The 6,842-nt window shown below is 69.8% G+C and carries 6 protein-coding genes and 1 pseudogene; 3 read left to right on the top strand and 4 right to left on the bottom strand.

Annotation, left to right across the window (positions count from 1 at the left end; translation table 11 throughout):
• A partial coding sequence (locus V6U90_RS20125; RefSeq protein ID WP_334438702.1) for a carboxyl transferase domain-containing protein occupies nt 1–378 on the bottom strand: 378 nt, incomplete at its 3' end.
• 110 nt (nt 379–488) lie between these two features.
• On the opposite strand from V6U90_RS20125, the gene V6U90_RS20120 reads away from it, so the two are divergent.
• Complete coding sequence (locus V6U90_RS20120; RefSeq protein WP_334438700.1) at nt 489–1,382, top strand: biotin--[acetyl-CoA-carboxylase] ligase; 894 nt, start codon at nt 489–491, stop codon at nt 1,380–1,382.
• A gap of 153 nt (nt 1,383–1,535) precedes the next feature.
• Nucleotides 1,536–2,114: a PH domain-containing protein gene (locus V6U90_RS20115; protein ID WP_334438698.1), complete on the top strand. Its 579-nt coding sequence runs from the start codon at nt 1,536–1,538 to the stop codon at nt 2,112–2,114.
• 156 nt (nt 2,115–2,270) lie between these two features.
• Here V6U90_RS20115 and V6U90_RS20110 read toward each other — a convergent pair whose 3' ends face one another.
• The 3 genes and pseudogenes from V6U90_RS20110 to V6U90_RS20100 form a co-directional block, all read right to left on the bottom strand.
• The gene (locus tag V6U90_RS20110; protein ID WP_334438696.1) at nt 2,271–2,774 is read right to left on the bottom strand and encodes a MaoC/PaaZ C-terminal domain-containing protein; all 504 of its coding nucleotides are present in this window, start codon (nt 2,772–2,774) and stop codon (nt 2,271–2,273) included.
• A gap of 493 nt (nt 2,775–3,267) precedes the next feature.
• Nucleotides 3,268–3,706 (bottom strand): annotated as a pseudogene (locus V6U90_RS20105) (GtrA family protein); the annotation flags it as partial.
• A gap of 61 nt (nt 3,707–3,767) precedes the next feature.
• Complete coding sequence (locus V6U90_RS20100) at nt 3,768–4,511, bottom strand: GtrA family protein (RefSeq protein ID WP_442933627.1); 744 nt, start codon at nt 4,509–4,511, stop codon at nt 3,768–3,770.
• A 488-nt stretch (nt 4,512–4,999) separates the two neighbouring features.
• On the opposite strand from V6U90_RS20100, the gene V6U90_RS20095 reads away from it, so the two are divergent.
• Complete coding sequence (locus V6U90_RS20095) at nt 5,000–6,838, top strand: phosphoenolpyruvate carboxykinase (GTP) (protein ID WP_334438692.1); 1,839 nt, start codon at nt 5,000–5,002, stop codon at nt 6,836–6,838.
• Nucleotides 6,839–6,842: the final 4 nt, after the last annotated feature.

The raw sequence follows: 6,842 nt of genomic DNA, 5'->3' as shown, positions 1-6,842 counted from the left end.
GGCCAGGTCCATCACCTTGACGATCTTGGAGCCGAAGACCTCGCCGAGGGAGCCGCCGAAGACGGTGAAGTCCTGGGCGAAGACGCAGACCTGCCGGCCGTCCACGGTCCCGTAACCGGTCACCACACCGTCGCCGTACGGGCGGGTCCGGTCCAGCCCGAAGTTCGTCGAGCGGTGCCGGGCCAGCTCGTCCAGCTCGACGAACGAGCCCTCGTCGAGCAGCAGCTCGATCCGCTCACGGGCGGTCTTCTTGCCCCGGGCGTGCTGCTTCTCCACCGCCCGCGCCGACCCGGCGTGCACCGCCTCGTCGACCCGTCGTTCCAGGTCCGCCAGCTTGCCGGCGGTGGTGTGGATGTTGACCTCGGTCTCGGTAGTCACCCGTGGAATATAACGATGGTTCAGTCCGCCGCCGCTGTGCACTTCGCCTCACCGGTGCCCGGTTGGTCGGGTACCGGTCGGGTCCGCCCGGCGGGTCGTAGGCTGACCGGATGCCCGGCTCCCCGTACACCGATCTGGACCGCCCGCCGCTGGACGTGCGCCGGCTGCGCCGGGCGCTGCTCGCCCCCGCCGGACCCTGGCGGCGGTTGGAGCTGCACGCCGAGACCGGCTCGACCAACGCGGACGCCGCAGAGGCCGCCCGGACCGGTGAACCGGAGGGGCTGGTGGTGGTCGCCGAACGGCAGACCGCCGGCCGGGGACGACGGGACCGGGCCTGGCAGTCGCCGCCCCGGGCCGGCATCGCGGTCAGCGTCCTGCTCCGCCCCGGGGAGGCCGCGCCGGAGCGGGACTGGCCGCCGGTGCCGGCATCCGGGTACGGCTGGCTGCCGTTGCTCGCCGGAGTCGCCCTGGTCGAGGCGGTGAACCGGCTGACCGAGCTGGACGCCGTGCTCAAATGGCCGAACGATCTGCTGGTGGACGGGGCGAAGTGCGCCGGCATCCTGGCCGAGGCGGTACCGGGCGGTACGGTCCCGACCGGTGTGCCGTCCCCACCCCCGGCCGTCGTGCTCGGTATCGGGCTGAACGTCACGCTGCGCGCCGACGAGCTGCCGGAGAATTTGACCGGCCTGCCGGCCACCTCGCTCAAGCTGGCCGGTGCCGCCGCCACCGACCGGGATCCGCTGCTCCGGGCCCTGCTGCGGGCGGTCGCCGACTGGTACGACCGCTGGCGGTACGCCGGTGGGGACGCCGGTGCCTGCGGGCTGCACAGCGCCTACCTGGAGGCCTGTGACACGGTCGGCCGTACCGTCCGGGTGCTGCTGCCCGACGGCAGTGCCCTGACCGGTACCGCCACCGGCGTCGACGACGGCGGTCAGCTCTTCGTCCGGACCGCCGACGGTGAGCAACGGATCTCCGCCGGGGACATCCGCCACGTACGGATGTAAGGAAGGGATGTAAGGAAGGGCCCCCGCTTAACGTTTTCGGTATAGGAAGGGCCCCTTCTTAACACCTCAGGTCCCGACCGCGCGGCTGACCCACCAGGTGCCGCCGAGCGGCTACGGTCAGCGCGGACGTCGTGTGTACCCGAGGAGGTTGGGGTGGCATTCCCCGAGGACGTGCTCACCGAGGACGAGCAGGTCGTCCTGCACCTGCACCCGCACTGGAAGGCCCTGGTGGGTCCGGGGCTGGTACTGGTGCTCGCGGTCGCCGCCGTGGTCGCCGGATTCGTGCTGCTGCCGGACTCCGACGGCGGCGCCATCGGGCTCTACGTGATCTCCGGCGTGGCCCTGGCGCTGGTGCTCTGGCTGGCGCTGCGCCCGTTCCTCGTCTGGCGGACCACCCACTACCTCTTCACCAACGAACGGGTCCTGCTTCAGCACGGGGTGGTCTCCCGGGACCGCCGGGACGTCCCGCTGGCCCGGATCAACGACTACACGATGAACCAGCGGTTCCTGGAGCGGCTGTTCGGCTGCGGCACCCTCACCATCGAGTCGGCCGGCGAGCGGGGACCGGCGGTGCTCACCGACGTGCCGGGGATCAGCCAGGTGCAGACCCGGCTCTACGAGCTGGTTGAGGCGCACCACGACCGGCACTCGCTGGGGGACGGCGAGATGCGGGAAATGCTGGCTGACCTGAGTGAGGGCAAGCCGCTGCGCGACCACCCGACCACGACCTGACCCGCCCTGGCGCGGGTCGGCCCACGCCGTGCCAGGTTGATCCACGCCCCCTGGCGGTTTGGCCCGCCGTGGCGCGCTGAGTTGAGGTTGGCGGGTGCCAGGACCGCCCGGATGCCCGTCAACCTCATGAACAACCAAAGAGCCGCGCGGGGTTGATCAACCGGTGGGGCGGAGCAGGAACCAGCCGCGGAACCGGGTACGCAGCACCTCGCACTCCGGCTGACCGTCCGGTCCGAGGCGGAGCATCGTCCCGACCAGGGTGACCGTGCCGAGCCCGGGGCGCGCCGACGACGGCTTGCTCCCCATCACATCCAGGCGGACGGCGAGCCGGTCACCGGCACGTACCGGGGCGAGCCAGCGCAGCTCCTCCAGCCCGGGTGAGGCGTCAGCGGCGGCCCGGGCCAGTACGTGGTCGACGTAGGCGCGCATGAACAGGCTGACGGTGAAGAAGCCGCTGGCGATGAGGCCGCCGTGGTGGCTGTTGGCGGCCAGGTCGGCGTCGACGTGATACCACTGCGGGTCGTACCGGCGGGCGAAGGCCAGCATCTCGGCCCCGTCCACCTCGGTGACACCCAGGTCGAACGTCCGCCCCGGGGTCAGATCCTCGAAGAACAGTTGGGCCTCGGCACCCGTACCCGAGCGCGCCGTTACCGCGCTCACCGGCCGGTGGACCGACGGGCGGCGGCCTGGAGTTCGGCCTCCCACTGGGCAGCCAGTTCGGCGTCGATCGTGCTCTCCTCGTAGTCGGGCCGGAGTCGGGCGAGGTGGCCCGCGCCCCGTGCGCCGGCGAGCTGCCCGGGTGCCGGCCGAGGTCCGGTGCCGGGCACGGTGGGTTCCGTGGCCTCAAGTTCGGTCACCGACCCGGCCAGGTCCGCGACCGGATCCAGTTCGGCGACTCCCAGCGGGTTCAGCTCGCCGACCGGGGTCCGCTCGGTCCACCCCGGGGCGGGATCCCGCTCGGGTGTCGAACCAGCCGCGACGCCGTGCGCCGGCTGGGCTGCCGCACCCGGTGCCGGCTGGCCTGCGACATTCTGCGTCGGCTGGGCCGGGACACCGTGGCCGGGCCGGGCGGCCACATCCTGCCCAGGCCGGACTCCGGCGACCGGTTCCGCCCCGGGCGTGGCCTCCCGTACCGACGACTCCCCGCTGGTCACCCTCGGTGCGGGCTGGAAGACGAAGGTGCGGTACGACCAGAACCGGAACAGCGTGCCGAGCAGTACGCCCCCGGTCTTCGCCACATTCAGGGCGAGCAGGCTGGTCAGGCCGAAGCCGTACTTCGCCAGGGCGAGGACACCCAGCTCGATGAGGAGCCCGGTCGCGTTGAACAGGAAGAAAAGGGCGTATTCACGGCGTAGTGCCGATTTGGGTCGATCGCGGTACGTCCAGTGCCGATTCATCAGATAGGACGTGATCGTCGCCACGATGGTCGCGATGACCGTCGCCTTCAACTGGCCGTCGGCGAAGACGGTCAGTGCCAGGGCGTTGAACACCGCGTAATTGATGACGGTGTTGATGCCGCCGACCACGCCGAATTTGAGCGCCTCGTGGATGAACTTCTGCCAGCGCTCGGGCAGCAGACGGACAAGACGCATGCGGACACCTTAGGGCAGTCGGGCGGTCGGACCGGTCCGACCGGGTCGGGTGGGCGTCAGGTCACGCCCCGGCAGGGTCACGCCCGGAGTCCTTCCGGGCCGTTTGTGGTGTCCCCGCCGCGACGAAGACGAACCGTCGGTAGGACCAGAATCGGAAGAGCGTCCCCAGGCCGGTGCCGACGATGTAGCTCGCGAGGTTGTCGGCCAGCGGGGTCTGGAACACCTCCGGCCAGATGGCCCCCAGCCCGTACCGGCTGATCGCGAGGCAGGCGAGCCCGATACCCAACCCGACCGCGTTGAAGAAGAAGAAGAGCAGGTACTCCCGGGCTGGATTGCTGCGTTCGCGGTGCCGCCAGGTCCAGAACCGGTTACCGACGAAGGCGACCGACGCGGCGATCACCGTGGAGACCGCCTTCGCGGTGAGCGGCTCGATGCCCAGCGCGGTGATGGCGTAGTTGAAGAGCGCGAAGTCGACGACGAACGCGATCCCGCCCACGGTGGCGAATTTGCTCAACTCGTGGATCAGGTGACCGAACCGGTCCAGCAGCGAACGGAGCGGTCCGGTGCGCGTCCCTGGCGGGCTCGGCTGATCTCCGGTCGCGGTCGCGGGCACGGGTCGAGCGTACCGGTTGCCCCGACCCCTACCTGACATCAATACCCGGCCGCCGTCGCGCGCCGTACTACGACCCCGGGCGCTCCCGCCGGTCCATGGTCCGTGTGCAGGCGGGTCCGCCGTGTACACATGGGCCACCGTGGGCGCGGTCCGCCATCCACACACGCGCCCGCCGTGGGCGCGGTCCGCCATCCACACACGCGCCCGCCGTGGGCGCGGTCCGCCATCCACACACGCGCCCGCCGTGGGCGCGGTCCGCCATCCACACACGCGCCCGCCGTGGGCGCGGTCCGCCATCCACACACGCGCCCGCCGTGGGCGCGGTCCGCCACGCACGGTGCGTCCCACCTTCGAGCGGTGAGTGCGTGTTCACCCACCGTCGAAGTGGGTACCCGGAATCGTGGCTGATGTGTCGACGAAGTGGATGGGGTTTCCCACACCATCTGATGCAGTTCTCCGCAGGATTTGCGTGAAGCTGCGCGTGAAAGCGGGTACTAGCTCGTGATGCCGCACCTGATCCGTATCTTGTGCAGTTCTTCACAACCAGTCCCACTGACGGCCCGGGAACCCAGGTTTACGCTGAGCGCAATCCCAGGTTTCCACGTCGGCGAAGCGGATACCCGCCCGTCCGAATCGTGCATCCCATAGATCGGTCAGCGTCGACCACAAGGAGATGTGTCATGGTTGCTCCGGCTGCTGTCCGGGGTCTCGATCAGGCCCCGACAACCCATCCCAAACTGCTTGCCTGGGTTCGAGAGGTCGCCGAACTCACCACCCCTGAGCGGGTCGTCTGGGTCGACGGGTCCGATGAGGAGTGGCGGCGGCTCACCGACGAACTCGTCGACGCCGGCACCCTGATCCGGCTCAACCCGGAGAAGAAACCGAACTCGTTCTACGCCCGTACCGATCCCTCCGACGTGGCCCGCGTCGAGGAACGTACGTTCATCTGTTCGGTCGACGAGGCCGACGCCGGACCCACCAACAACTGGATGGCCCCGGCCGAGATGAAGCGCACCATGACCGATCTCTACCGCGGTTCGATGCGCGGCCGGACGATGTACGTCATCCCGTTCTGCATGGGGCCGCTGGAGGCGGAAGAGCCCATGTTCGGGGTGGAGATCACCGACAGCCCGTACGTGGTCGCCTCGATGCGGATCATGACCCGGATGGGCAGCAAGGTGCTCGCGGCGATGGGTGACGACGCCGACTTCGTGCACGCGCTGCACTCGGTGGGTGCGCCGCTTGCCCCCGGGCAGCAGGACGAGGTCTGGCCGTGCAGCCAGACCAAGTACATCTCGCACTTCCCGGAGACCCGGGAGATCTGGTCGTACGGCTCCGGCTACGGCGGTAACTCGCTGCTCGGCAAGAAGTGCTACTCGCTGCGGATCGCCAGCGTGATGGCGCGGGACGAGGGCTGGCTCGCCGAGCACATGCTGATCCTCAAGATCACCTCGCCGGAGGGGCGGACCCACTACATCGCGGGTGCCTTCCCGTCGGCCTGCGGCAAGACCAACCTGGCCATGCTGGAGCCGACCATCCCGGGTTGGAAGGTCGAGACCATCGGTGACGACATCGCCTGGATGAAATTCGGCTCCGACGGCCGGCTCTACGCGGTCAACCCGGAGTTCGGCCTCTTCGGCGTGGCCCCCGGCACCGACTGGAAGACCAACGCCAACGCGATGCGGACCCTCGACCGGGGGAACTCGATCTTCACCAACGTCGCCCTCACCGACGACGGTGACATCTGGTGGGAGGGGATGGGGGAGCCGCCGGCCCACCTGACCGACTGGAAGGGCCGGGACTGGACCCCGGACAGCCCGGAGCTGTCCTCGCACGCCAACAGCCGGTTCTGCACCCCGATCAACCAGTGCCCGATCCTCGCCGACGAGTACGACGACCCGCAGGGCGTGCCGATCGACGCGATCCTCTTCGGCGGTCGGCGCCGGGACACCATCCCGCTGGTCACCGAGGCCCGGGACTGGGTGCACGGGGTCTACATGGGGGCCACCCTCTCCTCGGAGACCACCGCCGCCGCGTCCGGCGCGGTCGGCGTGGTACGTCGCGACCCGATGGCCATGCTGCCGTTCATCGGCTACCACGCCGGTGACTACTTCCGGCACTGGATCGACATGGGCAAGGGTGTGGACGGCGACGAGTCGAAGCTGCCCAAGATCTTCTACGTCAACTGGTTCCGCAAGGACGCCGAGGGCGACTTCCTCTGGCCGGGCTTCGGCGAGAACTCCCGGGTGCTCAAGTGGATCATCGGCCGCTTGGAGGGGACCGCAGACGCCGTCGAGACCCCGATCGGCATGGTGCCGACCCAGGACGCACTGGACGTCGAGGGTCTGGACATGACCTCGGAGGACGTCCGGATCGCGCTCAAGGTCGACCCGGAGGAGTGGCGTCGGGAGCTGCCGCTGGTCACCGAGTGGTTCGAGAAGTTCGGCGACAAGCTGCCCGGGGTGCTCTGGGCCGAGCTGGACGCCCTGCGGGCCCGGCTCGACGCGGAGTCACGGTAGGTGT

Origin of the sequence: Micromonospora sp. CPCC 206060 (genome assembly GCF_036906895.1) — a bacterium.
Taxonomy (GTDB): domain Bacteria; phylum Actinomycetota; class Actinomycetes; order Mycobacteriales; family Micromonosporaceae; genus Micromonospora.
The sequence above is the reverse complement of the archived record's forward strand: the minus strand, read 5'-3'. Positions and strand labels throughout refer to the sequence as shown.

Bases quoted from the DNA above. Each gene is read 5' to 3' on its own strand.
- V6U90_RS20120 (WP_334438700.1), top strand. From the start codon at position 489: ATGCCCGGCTCCCCGTACACCGATCTGGACCGCCCGCCGCTGGACGTG.
- V6U90_RS20100 (WP_442933627.1), bottom strand. From the start codon at position 4,511: ATGGCGGACCGCGCCCACGGCGGGCGCGTGTGTGGATGGCGGACCGCG.
- V6U90_RS20095 (WP_334438692.1), top strand. From the start codon at position 5,000: ATGGTTGCTCCGGCTGCTGTCCGGGGTCTCGATCAGGCCCCGACAACC.